Origin of the sequence: Anabaena sp. CCY 9402-a (assembly GCF_963920945.1) — a bacterium.
GTDB lineage: Bacteria > Cyanobacteriota > Cyanobacteriia > Cyanobacteriales > Nostocaceae > Trichormus > Trichormus minutissimus.
The window spans coordinates 34271-60737 of the sequence record NZ_CAWUDL010000030.1 but is presented as its reverse complement, the minus strand read 5'-3'; the positions used below and the strand labels follow the sequence as shown (position 1 = coordinate 60737).

Genomic DNA, 26467 nt, shown 5'->3' with positions numbered 1-26467 from the left:
TCCGGTACTTACCAACTAACGATCAAGATAGTTCTGAGTAAATTCCTGCATAAAGTTAGTGAATTTAGACGTAATAACAATGGAATCGCTGAAAAGTCTTCATCAAGATGAAGGACTCACAAGCAAGTGCTAGCTAATCATTTGAGTGGGATGAAAGGGGGTTGTGATGCAAACTTTAAAACAGGGTTTCGAGGAGCGCAATCTCGCTATGGTAACGGAAGCAGAAAAACTAGCGCAATTTTGGCACAAGCGGCTAGCTGCGGAGTGTCCAGAACAAAGTGTCGCTGCTAGAGAAAGCATTGTTCTCTGGCTGTTAGGTCGTGATTTACAACGGTTTGATCTGCTCAACCCCAAGGAACTTGGCATTGCTAAACAAGCGATGGAATATCGCTGGAAGATTTTAATTCAACGCTACTTAGGCATAGGACGAGAACGCGCCTATCGCCACCTGATCACTCGCTTAGGGAGTGTAGCGACATTACGGAATAAAATTCAAGTCTGGATTTCCCTGAGTCGCGATCGCCAGCGTAGTGTGATGGATGTCTTGCAAGAAGTGTTGCAAGAACTGCTGCAAAACGATAATTATATGCAGCAACAAATGGCCTATATTGCCGAAATTACCCTAGATAAACGCCTTAAAGATACTTTATTATTTGCCACAACAGAAGAATATTGTTTACGACCAGTACGTAATCAACCATTGTTGGTGTATCGTTTTGTCAACTATCTCCGCCGTTCTCAACGTGGTGGTTTAACCCAAGTACCTGGTAGTGACTTAGTACGGCTAGTTTCTGAAGAAGTGTTAACCGATGACAGCGATAATCGAGTTAACTTGGTAGATAATCAGGCGATCGCAGAATATCAAGAAGCACAGCAAATAGAAGAACAACAGGCACTCCGGCAAACAGTCCAACAAGAATTTGCCAATTATTTACAAGAAAACTTAGGTAACGAAGCAGTAGACTGGCTAAAACTCTACCTCCAAGGCAAATCCCAAGATGAAATAGCCAAGAGACTAAACAAGCCCATCAAAGAAATCTACCGACTGCGCGAAAAAATTAGCTATCACGCTGTCCGTGTTTTTGCCCTCAAAGATAAACCAGAACTCGTAAATAATTGGTTATCAATTTCCTTACAAGAAAATAATTTAGGTTTAACCACAAGCCAATGGCAGCAACTTGATCAAAAGTTAACTCCCATAGGTAAGCAAATCTTAGATTTAAGGAAAGCTGGGAACTCTATAGAAGCCGTAGCCGAACAATTGCAACTCAAACCCCATCAAGTTATGGGTGAATGGACAAAAGTCTATCTAGCGGCGCAAGCTATCAGAACTCAAGAGTGAGTGGTGAGTGGTAGCGGGGCGTTGAGCAGCGTTCTGAGTGCTTGAAAATTCTACCTTGTCTCTCCTACCCTCTTCCCCTACTTGGTAGTTAATTTTTACTTTGAACAATTTAATAAGTATATTTATTTACTGCTAACTAGCTAAGAGCAACATAGAATATAAAAAAAACACCAAACCAGCAAACCTATGTGGTCTCCAGAGGGTAAAGCAGCTGATACCAGAGTAAGTAGACAGGAAATGCTACACACAAATCCCAGTATTTGGGAGCAAGAACCAGAACGTGAACAAATATTTGAACTGATTGATAGCCTATTATCCTTTGAAGCTTGTTTATACCACCAAATACTGCCTTTAAGGTTAGAAAACAAGCAACTATTGCTAGGTATGGTTCATCCACAGGATAGCGGGGCTTTAGATTATGTGAATCGCATTGTGTCCTATGTCAATTACACAATGATGACCCAGGATATTCCCATCGAAACTCACCGCAGCATCCTCTCAGTCTATCTCAGCTACAAAAATACATTTACCCCGGACAACCAACCGGCAGAAGAAGCAAACACCAACACTAATTTAGAACAGCATCCCCATCACAAAACTGCGGGAATTGATATTGCACCCCCATCCTTAGAAAACAAATATTCCGCAAATACTCATCAACCTTCTGAAAAACAGATAAATAGTTCTGCTCAAACTCCCAGCGTTACTCCTCCTATTAAAAATCAGCCAGAAGAAAATGTGAGTTTCAACGATGTGACTGTTTTGCAGTTGCACCCTCCAGAAGTATTCACCTCTATAGAATCACTGGCAAGTTTACCACCTAAGAAATTACTAGAAGAATTACTAGCGCGAGTCTTAAGCGGAGGGATTGGCCGCCTGTATTTAGAAAGACAACCCTATCAAGGAAGAATTATCTGGAGCGATAACGGTATCTTGCAATCAGTCTTAGAAGATATACCTTTATCTATTTTTCAAGGGGTACTGAATGAATTGAAGCGTTTTGTGGCTTTGCCTGTAACCAGACACGCAGAACCAAGGCAAATAGAAAAAGAATGCTTGTATCAACAAACGCGTGTGTTATTACGCATTCGAGTAATGCCAGGAAGCTATGGCGAAGAAGCTACATTACAAGTTTTACGAGGAGCGGCTTTAAAATTCTATCAACAGCAACAGTTAGTTTATCTTAGCCAAGATGTTATAGGAATTTCTCAACAACTCAGCCATAAATTACACGAATTAAACCAACGACTCTTGCTCAATCCAGTCCTCAAATCAGAAGAATCAGAAGCCATTGCAGCTCTGACACGATTAATGGAAAATTTAGACCAACAAATCAAAATACTGACAGCAAATAAACATCTGCCAATTTGAAACTCCTCGGTCGGAAGGAGTCAATCTGCAACTATGTTGTTGTTTCTCAGGGGTTTTCAGCCAGAGTCCCCCATAAAGTGTCAGTGAAACCTCTGATTGCGATTTTCTATCCAATTGTTATGTTGTAATGACAATACAGACTATCTTTTTAAGAAGTTATAGTTACAATTATTACAAACTTTCTGCCTTCATCTGTAGCCAGATTGTGGCTTTAAGACTTAAAAATAGCTAGCTTTATTTTCCATTCCCAAATTTATTTTTAGTAGATATTTCATGCAGACCGAGGTTTTTAGTGAAATCTTCCCTTTGTTGAGTACAGCCAACCCACAAACCCTAGAGTGGCTGCTCAACGTTGCCATTGAACACGAATACCCAGTTGGAAGGGCGGTTTTAATGGAAGATGCTTGGGGTAACGCAGTTTACTTTGTAGTTTCTGGCTGGGTGAAAGTCAGGCGTACCTGTGGAGAAGATTCTGTAGCTTTAGCGATTTTGGGTAAGGGCGATTTTTTTGGAGAAATGGCAATTTTGGATGAATCTCCCCGTTCAACAGATGTTATTGCCCTTTCTACCGTAAAATTGCTCAGTATTTCCAGAGAACGCTTTATTCAAATACTGTTTAAAGATCCCCAGTTACATCATCGGATGTTGCAATTAATGGTGCGGCGATTGCGACAAATTAACCAACGGTTACAAATTAGGTCTTCACCACCTGCGGTCAAACTGGCTCATACGTTGGTAAGTTTAGGGGAAAGCTATGGCCATGAATCTGAAACTGGTAAGGAAATTTTGAATATTCCTTTTAAGGATTTAGCTGAAGTGACAGAAATTGGTGTGGAAGAAACGACTAAAATTATGGAAAAACTACACGAAAAAGGTTGGATAGAAATTGACCATACTAACAATATTGTGTATCTTATCAACTTCAAACAGTTGGTGAATTTAGCTGGTAAAGTCTAATAATTGCTACTTCTTAAGCATTGATTCATCAAGTAAATATAAAATTTTTATTAATTATTAATGCAAATAACCCACAAAGAATTTAATGTTTACTTTATAAATAACCTCTGAAGAAGCAGTGTTTTGTTAAGCTAAGTCAGGTGGGCGAGTCCTTAGTTCCGATATGGCAAGCATTAGTGAGCTTAATCTGGGTTAATTTTCGCCAGATTGGCTCTATCTATTGTAGTAAATGGCGTTGCTGCATACTTAAGTGCTGAGTCTAACGTTGTTAACTATTGACTATTGACCATGAACTATTAACTATTAACTATGGACTGACTTTTGACTGAGAACTTATCACTCTTAACTACAGATGACTGAAGCAACAGCACCTCGTATCGATATTGACGTCCAGGAAACCGTGCCGACGATTTATTATCAGGTGGCAATGCCACAACCAGAAACGCATCTATTTGAGGTTAGTTTACAAATTGTAAACAATACATCATCAATTCTTGACTTAAAAATGCCGGTATGGACACCAGGATCATACTTGGTGCGGGAATATGCCAAAAATCTACAAGATTTTGCAGTTTTTGCAGGAGACAAGCCTTTAAGTTGGCGTAAGATTAGCAAAAATCACTGGCAGATCAACACAAATAATGTATCAGAAGCAACTATAAGTTACCGTATTTTTGCAAATGAGCTATCGGTAAGAACCAATCATTTAGATGCTACCCACGGCTATTTTAATGGTGCAGCCCTGTTTTTGAGACTGCTGGGATGCGATGATCGACCAATCCGTATTACTGTCATACCACCGTATCCCCAATGGCAAGTAACTACTGCTTTACCAACAATCGGTGAGCAGTCTAATACTTTCTATGCTGCCGATTTTGATACCTTGGTGGATAGCCCTTTTGAAGTAGGTGAGCATCAGCTGTATCACTTTGATGTGTTAGGAAAACCTCACGAACTAGCAATTTGGGGACAGGGCAATTTTCAAGTACAGCCACTAATTAGCGATATTCAAAAAATTATCCAAGTGGAAGCCCAGATGTTTGGCGGCTTGCCTTACGATCGCTACATCTTTTTGCTGCATTTATTTGCTCAAGCCTATGGAGGTTTGGAGCATAAAAATTGTTGCTCTTTGATTTATCAACGGTTTGGATTTCGCACTCAGGATAAATATGAACGCTTTATCCAATTACTAGCACACGAGTTCTTCCACTTATGGAACGTCAAGCGCATTCGCCCCAAAGCCTTAGAGGTGTTTAATTACGACCAGGAAAGCTATACACCGTCTTTGTGGTTTTGTGAGGGGACGACTAGTTACTATGACTTGTTAATTCCTTTAAGGGCAGGAATTTATGATGCTAAATCGTATCTAAATTATTGGAGTAAGGAGATTACTAGGTTTTTGACGACACCAGGGCGGAAAGTACAATCCCTGGCTGAGTCGAGTTTTGATGCTTGGATTAAACTCTATCGTCCAGATGCTAATAGTGGCAATTCTCAAATCTCCTACTATTTGAAGGGAGAAATGGTGTCTTTGTTGCTAGATTTGCTCATTAGAGCGCGGCATTGCAATCAGCGTTCTCTGGATGATGTGATGCGACGAATGTGGCATGAATTTGGGCAACCAGAAATTGGCTACACACCACAACAGTTGCAGGCAGTTATTGAGTCTGTAGCAGAAGTAAATTTGGCGGAGTTCTTTGAGTGCTACATTGATGGTACGGAAGAATTACCATTTAATCAATACCTAGAACCTTTCGGATTATATTTGGTGACAGAGAAGGAGGAAGAGCCTTATTTGGGAATCAAAGTACATACCGACAATGGTAGAGAAATGATTAAATTTGTGGAAGCTGGTTCTCCTGCCCAATTAGCAGGAATTGATGCAGGGGATGAGTTGCTAGCGATCGCAGGTATCAAGGTGACATCTCATCAATTGAGCGATCGCCTCAAAGATTATCAGCCACATGATCCCATTCAGATCACAATATTCCATCAAGATGAACTGCGGACTGTATCTGTTACTCTCGGACAACCACGTCCTATGAAGTATCAGGTACTAGCAATAAAAGACCCCAACTCTATACAGCAAGAAAATTTTGCTGGTTGGTTAGGTATGTCGCTATCTACAATTGGTTAATCGAGATTTTAATTCAGTCAGTCTCTTATTAACTCAGAGGCTGACTGGAAATTATTTTCTATACTCAGTTCTGGCAAACCAATTATGATTTTCAGTAGTAGAATTATTTAATTAGTATATTTATTAATTTGTACTATATTTGTACCCAACCAACTAGTATATTCACTTAACTATCTAACTAATACGAGTTACAACATAGTCACGAGTACGGGAATCAAGAGGCTTGGTAAAAATTTTTTTAGTGATACCAAATTCCACCAAATGTCCAACCCGATATTCATTCAGGTGAAAGAAGGCTGTAAAATCAGATATCCGGGTGACTTGTGATAAATTGTGGCTAATAACCACTATTGTTAGTTCAGAGCGTAAACGTAAACTTTGGATCAAGCTCTCCACCTTCATACTAGCGATGGGATCAAGACCAAAACACGGCTCATCCATTAAAATGACTTTTGGCTTAACAGCTAAAGCACGGGCAATACAAAGTCTTTGTTGTTGACCTCCAGAAAGGTCTAAAGCAGACTTATGCAGTTTATTTTTTAACTCATCCCACAGATCAGCATCTTTGAGTGCTGATTCGACAATACCATCTATCTCTAATTTGGGACGCCATCCCACTATTTTGATCCCATAGGCAACATTATCATAAACACTCATGGGAAATAGATTCGGTTTGGAAAAAACTATACTCACTTGTCGGCGTAATCGATTTAAATTGACTCGACGTTCATAAATATTTTGATTAAAAAATTCCACTCTACCTTCAACTCTTACTTCTTTTTCTGATTCGTTCATCCGATTGAGAGATTTCAAGAAGGTAGATTTGCCACAACCACTAGGGCCAATAATTGCAGTGACTTTACTCTGGTAAACATCCATTGACACACTTTCTAGTATTTTTTGGGTGTCGTAATAAAAACTGAAATTTTTGACTCTGATGGCTGGAATTAATTTATTCATGCTGGTAACCCCGGTGTAATAGAGAATGATTCAACACAGCAAAAAACTAAAAGTGATGCTGTTTCACTATTTATGTAGCTAATATTGATTTTGCATAGCTCTGTAACAAGGAAATTAGCATTTAGGCTGGGTTGAATGTAGTTTTTAACATACAGATATGTATATTAAAATCCTGTTCTTTAATCTAGAAAACGTGCTATTATTTCAGTATGTTAAAATCAAGCAAGTAACAAACTAATTAAATTTTTAGACTCATTCATCAGTTGCATTGACAATCACATTGTATTCATTATTTTCAATCATTATCTGAATTATCTTATACTTAGAGACAGTTATGAGGAAATATATTAATGTTATTGCCTGCAACCCATTTTCTTAAGCAAAATTACTGAATAATTTTAAAGCTGGTATCTGAAAAGCACGAAAATTACCTAAATGGGATCAATCTGATAGTATCGACTCAGTCCATAACCTACTACCGACGTGAAGTCAAAATTCACAAAGCTTATAGAATAGGCTTTTTACTTATTTAGTAGCTTGCTTCCTACCAGGGCTATAGTAGCTCTATTTATGCCGTACTGTACTACATACAACTATCTGGAGATTTATCTCAGTATTAATATTACAAAATATATAATTGCTCTACGAGAATATAAATTAAAAACATTGATAAACTGTTACCTAAATATATGCAGAAATTCATCAAAACTTTGTAATTTAGTATTGACAGAATAAATATGAAAAATGAGATTTATCATCATCAAGTTATCCAGAGATATCTGCATTAATAAGATGCTAAAAGCTAATAAATGCTTAAATTTAAAGTTTTTAAGCTCATTAAACCTTAATTAACCCATTGAGTATGTAATTTCTAATAGTCTGACAAATCCACTTTGATGCTTGAAGAGACGTGATAAATCGCTGTCTTCTAAGAAATGCCTTCTTGTTAAAAAATTGCCATGATTAAATGTCAAAGCCTGTTTCACTTCTGTAGCCGTAAGCTCAGGCTTGCCCAATTTTTGCCGTGTCAATGAAATAGCCTTTTAGCCAAAACGCCCGGAAACGTAGTCACGGGTACGAGAATCGAGGGGGTTACTAAAAATTTGAGTTGTAACACCAAATTCGACCATTTGACCAATACGACTTTCATCTGTACTAAAGAAAGCAGTAAAATCAGAGACACGGGTTGCTTGCTGCATATTGTGGGTGACAATAGCAATGGTTAGTTCAGAACGCAAGCTGTGAATCAATTCTTCAACTTTCATCGTAGCGATGGGGTCAAGAGCAGAACAAGGCTCATCCATCAAGAGAACTTTTGGCTTGATGGCTAAAGCACGAGCAATACAAAGTCGTTGTTGTTGACCTCCAGAAAGTCCTAAAGCTGATTGCTCTAGCTTATCTTTAACTTCGCTCCAGAGTGCAGCCCCTTTGAGGGCAGATTCCACAATTTCATCTAATTCTGCTTGCGGTAGCCTGCCTGATATTCTCACACCATAAGCAACATTTTCATAGATGCTCATCGGAAAAGGATTTGGTCTTTGAAACACCATCCCAATTTGGCGGCGGAGTCTATTAATATTGATGCGAGGATCATAAATATTTTGACCGAAAAATTCTACTCTTCCTTCTACTTTGACTGGCCCTTCTAATTCACTAATTCGATTTAGGGTTTTGATAAAGGTAGATTTACCACAACCACTAGGGCCAATAATTGCAGTTACTTGATTCTGGTAAATATCCATTGACACACCTTCAATTGCCTTTGAGGTGTTGTAGTAAAAGCTGAGACTTTTAACTTTAATGGCTGGACTTAATTGATTCATGATGTTAGGGGATGTCACGTCGCTTCGCTCCGAATTCAAAATTAACAATACCCATAAATAAATTTAGGGGCTTGTATTCTTCTTTTTTTAGGTCAGATTTTACGTCATGCTTGAAGTATCAGAGCTAGGATATCTGTATCCTAATGTGAAAATTTTTAGCTTTCTACTTCATCTTTTGCTTACTGGTAACTAAGCGAGAAATGAGGCTAACACACACAACTAAGCTGAGTAAGATGATAGAAGTTGTCCAGACTAGTTGATTTCTTTCGGGATCGGGATCGTTGTAGAGGTTAAAGATTAATACTGGTAGGGAAGCTGTAGGGCTAAGTAATCCGGCTGACCAATCTAGACTAAATAAGGCGGTAAAAATTAGGGGTGCTGTTTCTCCAGCTGCGCGAGCTAGAGCGAGTAGAATACCTGTAGTGATGGCGGGTATGGCAGCTGTTATAACTATGCGAAAAGTAGTTTGGAAGCGTGTTCCTCCTAACGCAGCAGAGGCCAGACGTTGATCTATGGGAATAAGTTTTAAGGCTTCTTCTGTGGTGAGGACGATGATAGGCAGCATGATTGTTGCTAAGGCAAAACCACCTGCGATCGCACTAAATTTTTTAGTCAATAACACTATAACCCCATAAGCGAATATACCCACCACAATAGAAGGAACGCCAGTGAGAATACTAGTAATAAAGCGCACAAATTTAGCAGTGATATTAGTTTGACCAAATTCTGCTAGAAATATGCCTGTTAATAACCCTATGGGAATACTTAATAAAGAACCAATCATCACAACTGTGATTGTGCCTAAAATGGCATTACCAAATCCGTTATCAATTACTGATTTGACAAATAATTCTGTTTTTATGCCGCCGATTCCTCTAGTAATAATTTCCCACAAAATCGAGATTAAAGGAATTAGTGCCAAACCTGATAAGGCAAAGGCCATCACATTCATTAAATATGTGAAAAATAGCCTTCTTGTTGGTAATGGATTATATAATTCTGCTGCTAAAAATTTATCTACTTCAGATTGTTGATAATCATTCATTTTTACTAATTCACTTAATATATTATTTATTTTTTATTACCAACCCACTGCACTAGTAACCTAGCACCAATATTTACAGTTAAAGTCAAACCAAATAAAATTAAACCCAAATAACTTAAAACTCCAATGTGTAATCCTGGATTGGCTTCAGCAAATTCATTGGCTAAGACAGAAGGAATTGTATAAGCTGGATCGAGTAAAGATAAACTTATTTGGGCAGAATTACCAATTACCATAGTTACAGCCATTGTTTCACCCAAGGCTCGTCCTAAAGCCAGCATAGATGCACTGACAATTCCAGAAAATCCAGCAGGTAAAAGCACTCGAAATATAGTTTCCCAACGGGTGCTACCCAAAGCCATAGATGCAGTGCGTAATTCTTTTGGTATGGCTATTAATACGTCACGAGTAATTGCTGCCATTGTAGGCAAAATCATAATAGCTAAAATAATCCCTGCTGTGAGCATATTTGTGCCTACAGGGAAATCTGATTTAAATATTGGTATCCAACCCAAGTTATTAGCTAACCACTGTTGTAGGGGTTCAATCACAGGAATGAAAGTAAAAATGCCCCACAAACCAATGATGACACTAGGGATAGCAGCGATTAATTCTACAATAAATGCTAATGTTGTTTGGGCGGATGGTGGTAAGAATTTCTCGCTGGTGACTAGAGCAATTGCTATGCCTACAGGAAAAGCTAAAAAAATAGCGATCGCACTACTTACTAAAGTTCCATAAATATAAGGTAAAGCTCCAAAATTTTCATTACTTACATCCCAATCTTGACCCCATAAAAACCCTATACCGAATTCCCCAATAGCAGGTTTAGCTTCTTGGAGAATAATCCAAGTCATCACAAAAAATACTGCAACTGTGATGGCAGAAAATATATATACTAGCCAAGTGAAGCTTTGGTTAAACCAAGAATTTGCCCCATTATTAGCCGTTAATTCAAAATTTACTTTGTCTGATGTTAATTGTATTGGAGAATTATTTTTTTTATCAGAAAAATTGGACATATAAATAATAAATTTGAAAAATGATTGAGGATATTTTATATTCATGATGGTGGACAAGTAGCCCAACATCATGAAATAACCAGAGTCAAGAGATAAATTATGGTTTAACAGTGCTATTGACTGTTTGTAATACTCGGTTTGCTATCTCAGCAGGAATTCTGGTGTAGTTGAGGTCATCATTAAGTTGTTGACCATCTCTCAATACCCAATTAATCCATTTTTTAACAGCCTCAGATTTAGCAGCATTAGGATACTGTTTGTAAACCATCATCCAGGTGAGACCAACAATGGGATAACCTTGTCCTGGATCTCCTACAAATACACGATAATTGTCTGGAAAACTTACCGATGATAAAGCGGCGTTTGCAGTTTGTAAAGAAGGTGAGACAAACTCCCCTCTCTTATTTTGTAGTTGCGCTGAATTTAGTTTGTTGGCAACAGCATAGGAATATTCCACATAACCAATAGAGCCGGGAGTACGAGACACCAAAGCCGCTACACCTGGATTACCTTTACCCTTAAGAACATTTTGCAAAGTCCATTTGGGAGCAGTATTAGCTCCAATTCTGCCTCGGAAATAACCATTAATGGTGCTTAAATGGTTAGTGAAAATGAAGGTTGTACCACTACTATCAGCACGAACTACAAATCTGATTGGTTGATTGGGTAAGTTGACACCAGGATTGTCAGCTTTGATTTTTGCGTCACTCCAGTTGGTGATTTGACCAGAAAAAATTGCTGGTAGTGTAGCGCGAGACAATTTCAGATTGTTAACGCCAGGAACATTATAAACAACAGAAACTGCACCCCCAGCTGTAGGAACTAGGATGACACCATTCTTGACTTTAGCTATTTCACTATCTTTCATAGCAGCATCACTACCACCAAAGTCAACAGTTCCAGCAATGGTTTGACGAATACCACCACCACTACCAATCCCTTGGTAGTTAATTTTCAACTCTGGATGCTTCTTTCTGACTTCACGAGCATACCTTTCATATAGTGGAGCGGGAAAAGTTGCGCCTGCACCATTGAGAGTCTGAGCTTGAGCGGTGGCTGTAAAAATAGGAGTAACTGCAACAGCAGATGCGAAGACTGCGGTGCTAAATATACGTTGAAAAACGGTGGTTGAAAAAACCATATTACCTCGTGATTTAAGGAATATTTGCTGCTTGAATTAAAGCCTTTATCAAGGTACATTTTTTGCTTTTAATCCAGGTTAAGAAAAGCTAAACTAGTGTTTAAAATGTGTTTAAATCCAGCTTATAGACAATATATTTTGTCAGTCTATTGGATGAGTGAAAACGATGAAGCTCAAAAACCCCCATTTCTTAAATAAACTGGGGTTTCTAGGCTCTAAATAATGACTGAAGATTGCTATATATTGTCAGGAAAAATTCTTTTTTGTGTTACTAAGCACTGGATACGATTAATGGAGATAAACACAGCATAAAACTGCACGAATAATATGATTTTTTGTAACTATAAAGAAATATTTAGTAAATTTTTGATGAATTAAATATAATAATTTCCTAATAATTATAGTAGCAATTGATAAAACTAATAGTTATGCTTTCAAGCATCAAGTTAAGGATTAATATCAATTTGATAAAACCTTAACTCTTGACGCGCACAGCAAGGGCGCATAGCTATGCACATCTAAGAGGATGTTTGAAAAGTTTTCTCCTCGGTAACAAAATCTTTTAGATCCCCCTAAATCCCCATTTTTAAGTGGGACTTTTAGAGGTTTCCCCCCTTTTTTTACAGGGAGCTAGAGGAGATCACAGCAAAATATTTTTCAAACACGCTCTAACAATGTATTGGTATTAGTTAAAATGAAAGTATTAGTCGCAATTAAATGAATTTGTAATTAAGTCTTGGAACGGAGATTGAGACTCAGAAACGTTAGTATAAAGTAAAACTGGCAGAGTCTATATCACCAGACTAACTGCCAGGAATACACGGTATGTTCTTGCCATGTTTGATCGGGGTAGTGCTTATTTATAGGAAATAATGCCTATCCGCCACTAAGGATAACTGAATTACTGCTACTAAGGGTTAAGGAAAGTTAACCAGAGAATTAATTTACAGTTAAAGGTTTCTGGGTCTTCTTTGTCTCTATGTCAGAGTACAGTAGCCGATCGCTAATAATATAAGAAGACACTTTACATTTCTTAAATATTAGCTTAACTAGAACTATGGCCAGAGATTTACGGGGATTCATTAAAATTTTAGAAGAAAAAGGGCAATTGCGGCGTATTTCTGCATTGGTTGACCCAGATTTAGAAATCGCGGAGATTTCCAACCGGATGCTGCAAAAAGGTGGCCCTGGTTTGTTATTTGAAAACGTCAAGGGTTCATCCTTCCCGGTGGCGGTGAATTTGATGGGAACTGTAGAAAGGATATGCTGGGCGATGAATATGCAGCATCCCCAAGAGTTGGAAACTCTGGGTAAAAAGCTGAGTATGCTGCAACAACCAAAGCCGCCGAAAAAGATTTCTCAGGCGATAGATTTTGGGAAAGTGCTGTTTGATGTAGTGAAAGCCAAACCTGGGAGAGACTTTTTCCCGGCTTGTCAGCAGGTAGTAATTCAAGGAGATGATTTAGATTTAAACAAGTTACCTTTAATACGTCCCTACCCTGGTGATGCTGGCAAGATTATTACCCTGGGATTAGTGATTACTAGGGATTGTGAGAGAGGTACGCCAAATGTGGGTGTGTATCGCTTGCAACTGCAATCCAAAAATACTATGACAGTCCACTGGTTATCAGTGCGGGGTGGGGCGAGACATTTACGCAAGGCTGCCGAAAATGGTAAAAAATTAGAAATAGCGATCGCACTTGGTGTAGATCCTTTAATTATTATGGCAGCAGCTACACCCATTCCTGTAGATTTATCAGAGTGGTTGTTTGCGGGACTGTATGGCGGTTCGGGTGTGCAGTTGGCGAAGTGTAAAACCGTAGATTTAGAAGTTCCCGCCGATTCAGAGTTTGTTTTAGAAGGGACAATTACACCAGGAGAAATTTTACCAGATGGCCCCTTTGGCGACCATATGGGTTATTACGGCGGCGTGGAAGATTCACCATTAATTCGCTTTCAGTGTATGACGCACCGCAAAGACCCAGTTTATTTAACTACATTTAGCGGTTGTCCCCCCAAAGAAGAAGCAATGATGGCGATCGCACTCAATCGGATCTATACTCCTATATTGCGCCAGCAAGTCTCAGAAATCGTTGATTTTTTCCTCCCAATGGAAGCTTTGAGTTACAAAGCGGCAATTATTTCCATTGATAAAGCATACCCCGGACAAGCACGGCGGGCAGCTTTGGCGTTTTGGAGTGCATTACCCCAATTTACTTACACTAAATTTGTGATTGTCGTCGATAAAAACATTAATATTCGTGACCCGCGTCAAGTAGTATGGGCAATTAGTTCTAAAGTTGACCCCACACGAGATGTCTTTATTTTACCAAATACCCCCTTTGACACTTTAGATTTTGCGAGTGAAAAAATTGGTTTAGGTGGACGCATGGGTATTGATGCAACTACCAAAATTCCGCCAGAAACAGACCATGAATGGGGCGCACCTTTAGAATCTGACTCAGATATAGCTGCGATGGTAGAAAGACGATGGTCTGAGTATGGTTTGGGAGATTTGCAACTAGGTGAAGTTGACCCGAATTTGTTTGGTTACGATATGAAGTAAGACTCCAGAATTCAAAATGCAAAATGAACCAAACCTAATTTTGCATTTTGAAATGACAGGGAGTTAATTCAAAATCAATTACTTGAGTGCGTAATCAGGCTGATATTCTACTAACTCAATTTCATTACCATCTGGGTCAGTGACATAAATTCTATGTTTAGTTTCCGGTGCTGACATTGTGTAATATTCAATGTCTTCCTTGTCTAGTAATTTTTGCATAGCTTCCCCATCTTTAATCACAAAGCCAACGTGATTAATCCCAATATTTTCATAGATGTGATGGACACGCTTTTGTTCTGGACAGTTATTGAGGGCTAAATAGAATTGATCATTGCCAAAATGTATCCAGCGATCGCCTTCATTTGATATCCCCTCAGCACGCACATACCAATCAGGAAATAGTGTTTGGTAAAACTTTTTAGTTGTATCAATATCTTGACAGGCAACATTAATATGTTCAAAGCGAGTAAAATTCATAATTTGCTCCTTTGCAGTTACATAAAAACCATTTTTCAAAGGCACAATAAATCGTGTCTTATCCCAAAGAAATATCCAAAAACATCATCACTACAAAACCCAACATCACACCGATAGTTCCTTCTTTTTCTAAGCCTTTACGATGAGATTCCGGGATGATTTCATCACTAATTACAAATAACATCGCCCCAGCTGCAAAAGCCATTGCCCAAGGTAAAACAAAATTAGCTACACTCACCACACCTGCACCAATCAAACCGCCAATTGGTTCTACTAAACCCGTCAGTAAAGTAATCCACAAAGCATAACCTGCGGAATATTTCTCAGCTACTAAAGATAAGGCAACTACTAAACCTTCAGGAATATTTTGTAAGCCAATTCCTAACGCGATGGGAATCCCATCAGTAATATTATTATTACCAAAATTCACTCCTACTGCTAAACCTTCGGGGAAGTTGTGAATAGTAATAGCCGCAATAAATAACCAAATTCGCTTCAGTTCATTACCGCGACAGTTTTCTTTTCCCTTAAAAAAATGTTCATGGGGTAAAAACCGATGGGCTAGTTGCAGAAATAGTCCTCCTAGCAGCATACCTGCAACAATAATTAAAGCGGCACTGGCTTGAGATTGACCTTGAGCAATTGCAGCCTCTGTTCCAGGTAATATTAATGAAAATGATGTCGCTGCTAACATCACTCCTCCACCAAACCCCAGCATTATCCCCTGCACTCGCTGTGTGAGATTAATTGGTAGTAAAACAGGTAACGCACCGACTACTGTGGCTAATCCTGCACCTAAGCTGGCTAATGCACCGATTACAAGGTTATCCATAGCTGGGGTTGTTTGTTCAATTTACTAAACTAATCATAGTCGAAATGACTATGAGTTGCAAGTAGTTCAGATAAAAAATCGCAGACATTGAGGCTGCGATATTAGTGGACTAATTTTGTAGTCAGGGTTTTGTCCCTGAAGCACCTAATTACCAAATAAATGGAATCAAGCGAGAGGTAGCTTGTTGGTACTCAGCATAATCTGCATATTTAGCAGTATTCTGCATATGTTGACCGACTCGATATTTTCAGTAAGCTTATTCTGATACTCGCCGATTAACTAGGGTAGCACTAGCTTGGTCTACGGGCATAAGTATGACCTCACTAATATTGACATGAGGCGATCGCGTCGTACAGAAAAAAACCACATCAGCCACATCATCGGGTGTTAGTGGTGTAACTCCCTGATACACTTTTTTGGCGCGTTCCGTATCACCATGAAAACGCACATCACTAAATTCCGTTTCCACCATACCAGGATCAACGGAAGTTACACGAATGGGAGTACCTAAGAGGTCTTGTTTTAAACCTTCAGAAATCGCCTTCACAGCCGCTTTAGTAGAACAGTAGACATTACCACCGGGATAAGTTTGATGTCCAGCGATTGAACCGATATTGACTACATGACCGCGATCGCGATTTACCATACCCGGAACAACATAACGGGTGAGGTACAGCAAGCCCTTGATATTGGTATCAATCATTTCTTCCCAGTCTTGGTAGTCGCCTTCATGCAGCTTATCTAAACCGCGACTCAAGCCAGCATTATTAATGAGAATATCTATATCTGACCAAGCAGGGGGGAGGCTAGATATAGCAGATTCTACAGCAGAGCGATCGCGCACATCTAACTGTATTAAATGAACCTGTGCAGACGTTACATTTAACGTCTCTACAAGTTGCTGTAACTTATCTAACCGCCGTGCCGCTAAAATTAGTTTTGCACCCGCATCAGCAAAAACTTTGGCACAAGCAGCACCGATACCGCTACTTGCACCAGTAATTAAAACAATCTGATTTTTGAGAGAAATCATTGTAATTCGTAATTCGTAATTCGTAATGAGGACTGGGGACTGGGTACTGGGTACTAGAATTAGTATTTGTTACTTATTACTTATTACTTATTACTTATTACTCAGCACTCAGCACTCAGCACTCCCCACTTACTTCCTAACAACTTGCAGACGCTGAGTAACTATTGTCATCCCACTACCACGAAGAATCACAGCAGAAATCCAGCGATTACCGGGAGTAGAAGGGGCGCGGCCGATTTTGAATAGACCACCAGAATTGAGTGGCTTTAAATCTACACTGGTGGGATTGAGATACTTCGAGGCTTGAATTGGTTCTTCTAGTGCTGTTCCCAACAGTAAATCATCACCCAAGGGTTCTTGGACGATCGCATCAAAATTGTACTGCTGACCGACTTTAACTTGTTGTGGTAATTTCACATCTATTTGGGGTGGCTTGCTACCAGAAGTCAGTAACGTACGTTCTGATAAAATATCTTGACGTATAATTTTCCCGCCTGTGATGCGTTGACGAGATTTAATGGTGGTATTCAGTGCCAAATTATTGCTGTTTGCTGAGGGTAAACTGGTTATATTAGTTACTGTTTCCGCAATGATGCTGTTACCTTCAGACTTCCAAGATTGTAGTTGTGTGCTGTAGCGCAAATTTGGGTGGCGTTTCCAGAATGTGACCAACGCTTTCTCCATTGTTTGACGGTTTAATCCGTCTCCGTGGGCAAAATTAGGACTGTAGTATTGCAAAACTCCTTTGACATCGCCTTTACTAGCGGCTGCATCAATTTGCGTTAACAGATTTTTAACTGGGGTGGGTGCGTTTTGGACGTTATTACTCTGGGCGATTTCCACAGCTTGCGCGGGTTGTCTATGAACTAAACCAAGCGAGAATACAGACAAAACCAACGCAATACCTGTGGACAGATTGATTTGGCGTTTTAGTAACAATAAAATAGTTTTGGTCATGGGTAAGACTTTACTGATTGGAGTAGAGAAGGTCAGGAAATTGTTTTATCTTAGTGAAGCTAGGAGCTAAACAGTAGAGTTTGAATGACAAACACACCCATAAAATTACTAATAGCTGCCAGTGGGACTGGTGGACACTTGTTTCCAGCGATCGCATTGGCAGGAAAACTACCAGAATATCAGATTGAATGGCTAGGTGTCCCCAATCGGCTAGAAACCCAGCTTGTCCCGCAACAGTATCCTTTGCATACTATTGCAGTTGAAGGGTTTCAGCAAGGGTTGAGCATTGCTTCTTTACTAACATTGGGTAAACTCATTAGTGCAGTTTTCCAGGTGCGGCGACTCTTGAAGCAAGGTAATTTTCAAGGAGTGTTTACCACCGGGGGTTATATTGCGGGGCCAGCAGTAATTGCGGCGCGTTCTTTGGGTTTACCTGTAGTTTTTCACGAATCAAACGCTTTACCCGGTAAGGTAACTCGTTTTTTTGGCCCTTGGTGTACTGTCGTCGCCTTGGGATTTGACGTGGCGAGTCAGTATTTACCCCGTGCTAAGAATGTCTGCGTGGGTACTCCCGTCCGTTCTCAGTTTTTAGATGCAGGTAGTTCAAAATTAGATTTAGCTATTCCTGAAAATGTTCCCTTAATTGTCGTATTTGGTGGTAGTCAAGGCGCAGTGGCGATAAATAAGTTGGTGCGAGAGTCCGCGTCAGCTTGGTTTGATGCTGGTGCTTATGTAGTGCATTTAACAGGCACTCTCGATCCTGATGCCGGGAGTTTACAGCATCCCCAGTATATAGAATTACCTTTTTATGATAATATGGCGGCACTGTTGCAACGAGCTAGTTTAGCCATTAGTCGTTCCGGCGCGGGTAGCTTAACAGAATTAGCTGTGTGTGGTACGCCGGCAATTTTAATTCCCTATCCCTTTGCAGCCGAAGACCATCAATCTTATAATGCTGCGGTCTTTACTCAACCGGGTGCAGCTTTAACTTTTAAACAATCAGAGTTAACCGCAGAGTTATTACAAACTCAAGTTTTACATTTATTGCGATCGCCAGATGAGTTAACCAAAATGGCGGAGAATGCGAAGGCGATCGCAGTTCCTGATAGTGCTGATAAGTTAGCCTCTTTAGTGCGGGAAGTGGTGGAAAGTTAATTAATTTCCCATTCAACCAGCATCTGGATCAATACCTAATTCCCGTAATTTAGCAGCGAGTGCGGCTTGACGCTGACGTTCAATTTCTAATTGGGCGATCGCATCATCAGCCCGTTGACGTTCTTGTTCTGCACGCTGACGTTCTTGTTCTGCACGCTGGCGTTCTTGTTCTGCACGCTGGCGTTCTTGTTCTGCTTGTTCGGAACTCCACAGCAACAGGTTATCCTTTGCATCCCACCAACGCAACCAATTTATATTTAACCCTAAGCGATTTCCCTGCCAAATTCCCAAAAATAAATCCAACTCAGGAATCCAAAAGCGTCCTAATTCTGATGGTGTCTGTAAAGTATACTGACCATTTTCCAGACGGTGAACTTCTAAAGTGACCTCATAAGGATTAAAAATCACATAGACGGGAACTTGTAAGATTTTTTCATAAAAGTAGAGTTTCCCGTAAGGAAAGGTGGGACGAATGGAATATTCTGTGTTGTCGCTGTCCGAAAGAAATTCCATCACCACAGCTACCGGTTCACCTTCGGTGTTAGGTGTATAGCTGCGACGAATTACCCCTGTACCCACAGGTAAAACACGCGGTACATATAACCAATCTGGTGCTTTAACGACGGTTTTTTGATTAATATTGGCGACAAGACCAAAATTAGATGCAACTAGCATTTCTGGTTGAATGCGATTAGCTGCATCTAAAGCATCTGTTAACGCAGCTGCAAGAGAAGGCTGTTGAATATTTTCCACTGGATCGTCGGGAAGAATAAAGTCGTCGGGGAGTTTTTCCCAAGTCACTACAGGCGTTTGGCGTTGGGGTGCTGCTAAAACCATGATGATAATAAAATTATCGCTGGTGTTTTTATCAAAGCTAATTGTTAATATTTTACATTGCTTTTCAGGTGCATGAACTAACAACACTATGCAGAATTAATTACCCATTATGACCTGCGATTTTGGCGTAATTGAATACGTTCAATACCGTAAAAGATAATAAAAATCACCAATAACAATTGCCCAAATTGTAGAATCGGATCGAGCCGCCATCCCTGAAAAATGAGAATAAAACCACATAATAATCCCACGGCTGCAAAAAAGATATCTTCATCTCTTGAGATTTCTGGACGCACGACACGCAAAAAATAAAGTGCTAACCCCGCGATCGCTAGAAAAATTCCTAGAATAGTGGCTGAGTTCGTACCAAAATTTACCTGAGCTAAAATTGGGACTAAGTTGAACATCTTAAGCATAGTTGAAGATGATATATTTCAATTTTTATCTAATCCTACGTTGGCGAATAGCATCTATTACAAAAAATGTAGCTGTCCCAACTAATAGAAGTTGCCCAAACTGTAAAATAGGGTCTAGTCGCCATCCTAGAAATATCAATATCCCACCGCAAATCCAACCAAATTGAGCCAACAGAATATCATGATAACGGGCAAGGTGTGGTTTAAATAAGGCTAAAGAACACAGTAATGCTCCACCAAAATATACAAAAATCCCAAGAATAAATGCAGAGTTAGTCCCGAAATTAACTTGAGCAATTAAATTTGGGGTACTAAATATTGATTGATACATATGAATAAAATAATAAAACCAGTAAATTATTTAAAAAGATTTAACAAAATTACTATTAATCCTATAATGATGGGAGCAATAAAAGGAATTAATCCAATCATAGCTACATTTTTTATTGATTTGTAAGAGGTAGGATTAAGTTGCCCAGTGTTAGCTTTTGATTGATATGTATTTACATTATTAATATTTTGTTTGGGAATGTATCCTAAATTGAGAGGTTGAGTTGGCGGTACAGGATTAGCTAATAGCTGAATATCCTGAAATACCTCACCTACTGATTGATAGCGATCTTTGCGATAGTCGTAGCGTACCATTTTATTCAGAATAGCAGCTAGGCGATCGCTCACTTGGGCGTAGTTTTGCCACAGAACTTCTCCCGTGTTTGGATCTTCCTGTAATTGGGTCGGATAACATCCTGTCAGTGCTTGAATCCCAATCATCCCTAGCGCATAAATATCACTATTCGGGCGTGGTTTACCTTGTCCCTGTTCCGCCGGCATATAACCAGGAGTACCAATAGCTACAGTAGCAGTTATTTGGCTTTGATTCGTAGCTAGTGGCGATCGCACTTGCTTCACAGCACCAAAATCAATCAGCACTAATTTGTCGTCTTTAACTCGTCTAATTAAATTATCAGGTTTAATATCTCGATGGATCACACCGTAGCTATGTACAAAATCTAAAATACCTAAAACATCTTGTAGCATTTCTACAACTTGGCTTTCACTCCAGCGTTGACCAGGAAGCATTTCCGCACTGAGTGGCCGCCCTTCTATAAAATCTTGTACTAAGTAAAATTCTTCATCCTCTTCAAAGTAAGCCAAAGGTCGAGGAATCTGGTTATGGTCGCCCAACTTTTCTAAAGTTTCCGCCTCGCTGTAAAATAAGCGTCTAGCAATTTTGAGGTAGTTAGGATCGTCACTGGCAGGTTTGAGGTGCTTGACAACACATCTGGGATTACCAATGCGCCGTGTATCTTCAGCAATATAAGTTTCTCCAAATCCCCCTGCACTGAGAACTTGGATAATTCGGTAACGCCCATCTAGTAACTTGTCTAACATGACATCGGTAGTCTGAATGTCTACTACATCATTTTGACAGTAGTCGCGTGGTATGCCAATTGTGCGATCGCACCTGCTAATTCTACCCCCGTTGGGCTTTGAGTTATCCAATGTGGATGATTATTTATCTGCTTGGGTGTAATGGAAAATTATGATCAAGTCATCACATCCGTGCCATCAAGTATATATATTGACACTAATACCAGTACAAGTTAGATTAAGAAGTGTGAGTATTTAAGTAGACAAAATTTCCTTTTAACAACAAGGTTAAAGGCGATAAATAAGACAAATATCGTATCTAGCCTTAGCCTTGATTCATTTTTCTTATCAGTTCTTGACGAACACCAACAACTGAGTTTTACTAAAGATAACGAGCGTTCGATATAAAAAAGACATAATGCCCAAAGTTGTTGATCATGAGCAATACCGCAAAGAACTGCTCGGCAAGTGCTTTGATTTATTTGCCTCCAAAAGCTATGGTTCGATTACTATGCGGGAAATTGCTCAAGGCCTAAATGTTTCGACAGGTACGCTGTATCACTACTTTCCTAGTAAACAGGCTTTATTTGAGCAATTTGTAGAGGAAATCGGCCAGCAAGATGTGAGTGCAGCCTTAGCTGAGATGGAAGGAGCAAAAACGCTGGAAGAGACGATGACAGCTTTGGGTAGATATTTGGTAAAAAATGAAGATTACTTTATTAAATGGACATATATTTGGGTTGATTTTTGTCAGCATCAAGACATAAAGGAATTACGAAGAAATAATGTCTTCAAGCGTGCTAATAGACATTATCAAGAAGCAGTTTGTGAGTTATTAGGTGTCCAAGATACAGCCTTAGCAGCTTTTGTTTTGAGCTTGGTGAATGGCTTGATTTTAGAAAAGCTGTGGTGTAATGAAACGATTGATTTTGTTGAGCAATGTACATTGCTAGGCAAAATGATCACGGCTTATTTAGGAAGCAAGGTAACAGGTTTTCAATAAGTTTCTCTGTGTCTCTGTGGTAAGAAATTTTGAACCACAGAGGCACAGAGACACAGAGAGAAGAAGGAATTAGTTTTTATCGAGGGGAATATGGTTCATAAATTATTATTTAAACCAGCCAATCAAGGGTTAATTGCATTAGTAATTGCAGCTACATCTATAACTACGGGAATTATTTTTTATGTAGTTTCTCAGTTTGGTCAAATTAGTAAAACTGCGGCATCGGATACTAATGTACAAGCTGAAGTGATCGCACCTAAAGTTACCGCCCTAGGGAGATTAGAGCCAGAAACCAAAGTCATCAAACTATCTGCACCCTTGGTTCTAGATGGCGATCGCGTTAATCAAATCCTTGTAGAAGAGGGTGATACTGTCCAATCTGGGCAAGTAGTAGCAATTTTAGACTCCCACACCCGCTTAAAAACGGCTGTACTCCAAGCTGAAAAGCAAGTGCGAGTAGCACAAGCTAAACTCAATCAAGTTAAGGCTGGGGCAAAAAGAGGGGATATATTAGCACAGCAAGTCAGTGTAGAACGTTTACAAGCCCAATCTCAAGGAGACATTACAGAACAACGAGAAAGCGTTGCGCGGATTGAGGCACAATGGCAAGGAGATCGAATTGCCCAAGCTGCCACAATCAGAAAGTTAGAAGCAGAACTCAATAACGCCGAAGCAGAATATCGACGTTATCAACAGCTATATTCAGAAGGGGCAATTTCTAATTCAGCCTTTGATACTAAACGCTTGAGTGTAGAAACCGCCAAACAGCAACTAGATGAAGCCAAAGCAGTGCTGAACCGGATTAACACCACCGCCAGCAAACAACTATCCGCAGCCAAATTTGCACTCAACCGCATTAATACCACCAGTAGAAAGCAAGTTAGCGAAGCCAAAGCCACACTTACCAGTATTGCCGAAGTGCGTCCTGTGGACGTGCAAGCAGCACAAGCAGAAGTTGAGGATGCGATCGCCTCACTCAAACGCGCTCAAGCTGACCTAGAAGCAGCTTACATCAGAGCATCAATGACAGGTCAAATTCTCAAAATTCATACACGAGTCGGTGAAAAAATTAGCGATGACGGCATTGCAGACTTAGCTCAAACAGCACAAATGATGGCGGTAGCAGAAGTCTATCAAACCGACATCGGCAAAGTAAAACTGGGACAAATAGCAACGATTACCGGTCAAGCCTTTACTGGAGAACTGCGCGGCGAAGTTTCTCTCATTGGCTTGCAAGTCAACCGTCAAAACGTCTTTAGCAACCAACCAGGAGAGAACCTCGACAGCCGAGTAGTTGAAGTCAAAATTCGCCTGACTCCTGAAGACAGCAAGAAAGTTGCAGGTTTAACTAACTTGCAAGTACAAACAGCAATTGAATTATAAAAGTGAGTTCATCATGCTGAAAATCATCTATCTTTCGCTTTGCATCCTAGGAACAGTTTTACCTTATTCACAGTTCATACCATTTTTATTAGAGCATGGTCTGAATATTACACTTTTCATTCAGCAGCTATTTGTTAACAGAATTTCTAGTTTCTTTGGCATGGATTTAATTATTTCATCCCTTGTTTTTTGGGTATTTGTTTTTTGGGAAGGCAAACATCTAAAAATGCCAAACCTCTGGATTTATATCGCTGCTAATCTATTGGTTGGAGTTTCCCTAGGACTGCCTTTATTTTTATTCATGCGACAGCACCAACTAGAACAGCAGACTGAAACGGTAAACTATTAAACCAATCTCCAATTCCCAATATGTTCTCCAAAATGTTTCGTAAAACACCGCTAGCATGGCGGCAATTGATGAAAGAAAAAACACGCCTAGCGGTAGCCGTTGCAGGTATTACATTTGCCGATATGCTGATGTTTATTCAGTTAGGATTTGAGAGTGCGCTGTTTGATGCTGCAATCCAACCCCATCGCAATTTACAAGCTGATTTGGTGTTAATTAATCCACAATTTCAAACCTTATTTTCCGTCAAAAGTTTTTCCAGAGAACGACTATATCAAACATTGGGTTATGAAGGTGTGCAGTCAGTCAGTGGATTATATATTGGGACTGGACAATGGCGGAATCCTGAAACGCGACAGGATCGGGCTATCTTAGTTTGGGGTATTGATCCGGCGACATCTGCGTTTAAGTTTCCCGAAGTTCAAAAAAACCAGGATTTAATCAAACCGTTAAATCAAGTCCTATTTGATCAAGCCGGTCGTCCAGAATACGGCGCAGTTGGTGATATCTTCCAAAAGAATAGCCAATTTCAAACAGAATTAAACAATATAGCTATCGATGTCAAAGGCGTATTTAGTAATGGTGCATCCTTTGCAGCTGATGGTAACGTCATTACTAGTGATTCGACATTTTTAAGACTATTTCCAGAACGGAAACCAGACCGAATTGAAGTCGGGTTAATTAATTTAAAACCTGGTGCAGATGCAGAAAAAGTGCGATCGCTGCTAGCCGCCAGTTTACCCAATGATGTCATAGTCTTAACACCAGAAGGTTTTGCTCAAACAGAAAAGGAATATTGGGCAAATGGTACAGGTATTGGTTTTATTTTCGGCTTGGGTGTAGGTGTAGGGTTTATTGTCGGTATTGTAATTGTGTACCAGATTCTTTACTCTGATGTGTCTGAGCATTTACCAGAATACGCCACCCTCAAAGCAATGGGTTACAGCGATCGCTATTTACTCATCACCCTGCTACAAGAAGCATTATTATTAGCTTTTTTTGGATACCTTCCCGCCTATATTTTCTCCTTTGGACTATACCAAGTTGCCTATGCTGCGACGATGTTACCCATCGCCATGAAATTAGAGCGGGCAATCACTGTATTTATTCTTACCATTATCATGTGTAGTGTTTCCGGCGCGATCGCCATGCGAAAACTACGTTCCGCCGACCCCGCCGACGTATTTTAACAGTCAAAAAACTCTGTGTCTCCGTGCCTCTGTGGTTTTCTTTTTACTACCGAGACACCAAGACACAGAGGAAATAATCAATCTAACTCTTCTTTATAACCCTATGCTGCAAGAATTTACACCAGAAATCAGCGATTCCTCTGCTTCCGAACCCGTGATTTCCGTACACAAACTCAATCATTACTTTGGGTCGGGTGGACTACGCAAACAAGTATTATTTGATATTAATTTAGAGATTAAAGCCGGGGAAATCGTGATTATGACTGGGCCTTCTGGCTCAGGTAAAACTACCCTCTTAACTCTCATGGGTGGCTTGCGTTCTGCTCAAGAAGGGAGCATGAAAATTTTAGGACAGGAAATCTGCGGTGCTAATAAAAAGCAGCTAACAAAATTACGCCGTCAGATTGGTTATATTTTCCAGGCGCATAACTTGATGACATTTTTAACAGCCAAAGAAAATGTGCGAATGTCTTTGGAATTACATGATCAGTATTTAAATCAGGATATCAGTACCAAAGCGATCGCTATGCTAGAGAGTGTTGGCTTGGGAGATCATTTAAATTACTACCCCGAACATCTTTCTGGGGGACAAAAACAACGGGTGGCGATCGCTCGTGCTTTAGTCAGTCATCCTAAGATTGTCTTAGCAGACGAACCTACCGCCGCACTTGATAAAAAATCTGGACGCGATGTTGTAGAACTGATGCAGAAACTAGCCAAAGAACAAGATTGTACAATTTTGCTTGTCACCCACGACAACCGTATCTTAGATATTGCCGACCGAATTATATATATGGAAGATGGTCAACTCAAAAGTGCCGATTTGGATATTACCGCTAAGATTGGCTAAGACTAAATTTGATCTGAAGAACTCATACCCCGGATTTCTCACAAATTCTTGCAACCTCAGTCCAAAGTCTGTAGGGGCGGGTTGAGCGAAATTTTCGTGAATGATTCGAGTATATCTGTGAACCCGCCCCTACTGTTTGTGAGAAATGCGAGATACGTATAACAACTGATTGCCTATGGATGTTACAAATTCAAGTTGCTCATTGTCGGTTCGACCAATGGTTACTTGTTCAGTAATAGTTGTAATATCTAAG

At 39.8% G+C, this 26467-nt stretch carries 23 protein-coding genes and 1 pseudogene; 11 read left to right on the top strand and 13 right to left on the bottom strand.

From position 1 onward, the window contains the following. Positions 1-166 precede the first annotated feature (166 nt). The 4 genes from ACM0OR_RS13200 to ACM0OR_RS13185 all read left to right on the top strand — a co-directional run bounded on the left by ACM0OR_RS13200 (position 167) and on the right by ACM0OR_RS13185 (position 5807). Complete coding sequence (locus tag ACM0OR_RS13200) at positions 167-1342, top strand: HetZ-related protein 2 (protein ID WP_323268063.1); 1176 nt, start codon at positions 167-169, stop codon at positions 1340-1342. Positions 1343-1528: 186 nt separating this feature from the next. Next, positions 1529-2713 carry a pilus assembly protein PilB gene (locus ACM0OR_RS13195; protein WP_414576619.1) on the top strand — a complete coding sequence of 395 codons (1185 nt, stop codon included), beginning with the start codon at positions 1529-1531 and terminating at the stop codon, positions 2711-2713. Positions 2714-2986: 273 nt separating this feature from the next. After that, on the top strand, positions 2987-3670 hold the full coding sequence (locus ACM0OR_RS13190) for a Crp/Fnr family transcriptional regulator (RefSeq protein ID WP_414576618.1): 684 nt from the start codon (positions 2987-2989) through the stop codon (positions 3668-3670). Between the two features lie 352 nt (positions 3671-4022). After that, on the top strand, positions 4023-5807 hold the full coding sequence (locus ACM0OR_RS13185) for a M61 family metallopeptidase (RefSeq protein WP_414576617.1): 1785 nt from the start codon (positions 4023-4025) through the stop codon (positions 5805-5807). A gap of 174 nt (positions 5808-5981) precedes the next feature. Here the strand turns inward: ACM0OR_RS13185 and ACM0OR_RS13180 are convergent, their stop codons facing one another. From ACM0OR_RS13180 to pstS, 5 genes are all read right to left on the bottom strand, one after another. Next, the gene (locus tag ACM0OR_RS13180) at positions 5982-6767 is read right to left on the bottom strand and encodes a phosphate ABC transporter ATP-binding protein (protein ID WP_414576615.1); all 786 of its coding nucleotides are present in this window, start codon (positions 6765-6767) and stop codon (positions 5982-5984) included. A 1043-nt stretch (positions 6768-7810) separates the two neighbouring features. Continuing rightward, positions 7811-8590: a phosphate ABC transporter ATP-binding protein PstB gene (gene pstB / locus ACM0OR_RS13175; RefSeq protein WP_414576613.1), complete on the bottom strand. Its 780-nt coding sequence runs from the start codon at positions 8588-8590 to the stop codon at positions 7811-7813. A gap of 163 nt (positions 8591-8753) precedes the next feature. Continuing rightward, a complete protein-coding gene (pstA, locus tag ACM0OR_RS13170; RefSeq protein ID WP_414576612.1) occupies positions 8754-9635 on the bottom strand; it encodes a phosphate ABC transporter permease PstA in 882 nt (293 codons plus the stop codon). 26 nt (positions 9636-9661) lie between these two features. Continuing rightward, positions 9662-10657, bottom strand: coding sequence for a phosphate ABC transporter permease subunit PstC (gene pstC, locus ACM0OR_RS13165; RefSeq protein WP_414576610.1), 996 nt, complete (start codon positions 10655-10657; stop codon positions 9662-9664). A gap of 97 nt (positions 10658-10754) precedes the next feature. Further along, complete coding sequence (gene pstS, locus ACM0OR_RS13160; protein ID WP_414576609.1) at positions 10755-11798, bottom strand: phosphate ABC transporter substrate-binding protein PstS; 1044 nt, start codon at positions 11796-11798, stop codon at positions 10755-10757. A 1057-nt stretch (positions 11799-12855) separates the two neighbouring features. Here pstS and ACM0OR_RS13155 point away from each other — a divergent pair. After that, the gene (locus ACM0OR_RS13155; protein WP_414576607.1) at positions 12856-14364 is read left to right on the top strand and encodes a UbiD family decarboxylase; all 1509 of its coding nucleotides are present in this window, start codon (positions 12856-12858) and stop codon (positions 14362-14364) included. A gap of 78 nt (positions 14365-14442) precedes the next feature. Here ACM0OR_RS13155 and ACM0OR_RS13150 read toward each other — a convergent pair whose 3' ends face one another. The 4 genes from ACM0OR_RS13150 to ACM0OR_RS13135 form a co-directional block, all read right to left on the bottom strand. Further along, entirely contained in the window at positions 14443-14841 is a 399-nt protein-coding gene (locus ACM0OR_RS13150; protein ID WP_414576606.1) for a VOC family protein, read from the bottom strand. A 58-nt stretch (positions 14842-14899) separates the two neighbouring features. Beyond that, entirely contained in the window at positions 14900-15673 is a 774-nt protein-coding gene (locus ACM0OR_RS13145) for a ZIP family metal transporter (RefSeq protein ID WP_323267096.1), read from the bottom strand. 256 nt (positions 15674-15929) lie between these two features. Beyond that, on the bottom strand, positions 15930-16706 hold the full coding sequence (locus ACM0OR_RS13140) for an SDR family oxidoreductase (protein WP_414576604.1): 777 nt from the start codon (positions 16704-16706) through the stop codon (positions 15930-15932). Positions 16707-16835: 129 nt separating this feature from the next. Further along, positions 16836-17663 carry a nuclear transport factor 2 family protein gene (locus ACM0OR_RS13135; protein ID WP_323267098.1) on the bottom strand — a complete coding sequence of 276 codons (828 nt, stop codon included), beginning with the start codon at positions 17661-17663 and terminating at the stop codon, positions 16836-16838. A gap of 84 nt (positions 17664-17747) precedes the next feature. On the opposite strand from ACM0OR_RS13135, the gene murG reads away from it, so the two are divergent. Next, complete coding sequence (murG, locus tag ACM0OR_RS13130; RefSeq protein ID WP_323267099.1) at positions 17748-18818, top strand: undecaprenyldiphospho-muramoylpentapeptide beta-N-acetylglucosaminyltransferase; 1071 nt, start codon at positions 17748-17750, stop codon at positions 18816-18818. A gap of 12 nt (positions 18819-18830) precedes the next feature. Here murG and ACM0OR_RS13125 read toward each other — a convergent pair whose 3' ends face one another. The 4 genes and pseudogenes from ACM0OR_RS13125 to ACM0OR_RS13110 form a co-directional block, all read right to left on the bottom strand. Next, positions 18831-19655 carry a DUF874 family protein gene (locus ACM0OR_RS13125; RefSeq protein ID WP_323267123.1) on the bottom strand — a complete coding sequence of 275 codons (825 nt, stop codon included), beginning with the start codon at positions 19653-19655 and terminating at the stop codon, positions 18831-18833. Between the two features lie 125 nt (positions 19656-19780). Further along, positions 19781-20071, bottom strand: a pseudogene (locus ACM0OR_RS13120) (Ycf66 family protein); the annotation flags it as partial. Positions 20072-20096: 25 nt separating this feature from the next. Next, on the bottom strand, positions 20097-20402 hold the full coding sequence (locus ACM0OR_RS13115; RefSeq protein WP_414576602.1) for a Ycf66 family protein: 306 nt from the start codon (positions 20400-20402) through the stop codon (positions 20097-20099). Positions 20403-20428: 26 nt separating this feature from the next. After that, entirely contained in the window at positions 20429-21574 is a 1146-nt protein-coding gene (locus ACM0OR_RS13110) for a protein kinase domain-containing protein (RefSeq protein ID WP_414576600.1), read from the bottom strand. A 286-nt stretch (positions 21575-21860) separates the two neighbouring features. On the opposite strand from ACM0OR_RS13110, the gene ACM0OR_RS13105 reads away from it, so the two are divergent. The 5 genes from ACM0OR_RS13105 (at position 21861) to ACM0OR_RS13085 (ending at position 26214) form a co-directional block, all read left to right on the top strand. Continuing rightward, entirely contained in the window at positions 21861-22445 is a 585-nt protein-coding gene (locus tag ACM0OR_RS13105; RefSeq protein WP_414576598.1) for a TetR/AcrR family transcriptional regulator, read from the top strand. Positions 22446-22535: 90 nt separating this feature from the next. Continuing rightward, complete coding sequence (locus ACM0OR_RS13100; protein WP_414576597.1) at positions 22536-23828, top strand: ABC exporter membrane fusion protein; 1293 nt, start codon at positions 22536-22538, stop codon at positions 23826-23828. Positions 23829-23841: 13 nt separating this feature from the next. After that, positions 23842-24177: a DUF2834 domain-containing protein gene (locus ACM0OR_RS13095; protein ID WP_323267103.1), complete on the top strand. Its 336-nt coding sequence runs from the start codon at positions 23842-23844 to the stop codon at positions 24175-24177. Positions 24178-24197: 20 nt separating this feature from the next. Continuing rightward, positions 24198-25364 carry an ABC transporter permease DevC gene (devC, locus tag ACM0OR_RS13090; protein ID WP_323267104.1) on the top strand — a complete coding sequence of 389 codons (1167 nt, stop codon included), beginning with the start codon at positions 24198-24200 and terminating at the stop codon, positions 25362-25364. A gap of 103 nt (positions 25365-25467) precedes the next feature. Next, positions 25468-26214 (top strand): DevA family ABC transporter ATP-binding protein, encoded by a 747-nt coding sequence (locus ACM0OR_RS13085; RefSeq protein ID WP_323267105.1) that lies wholly within the window; start codon positions 25468-25470, stop codon positions 26212-26214. Positions 26215-26467: the final 253 nt, after the last annotated feature.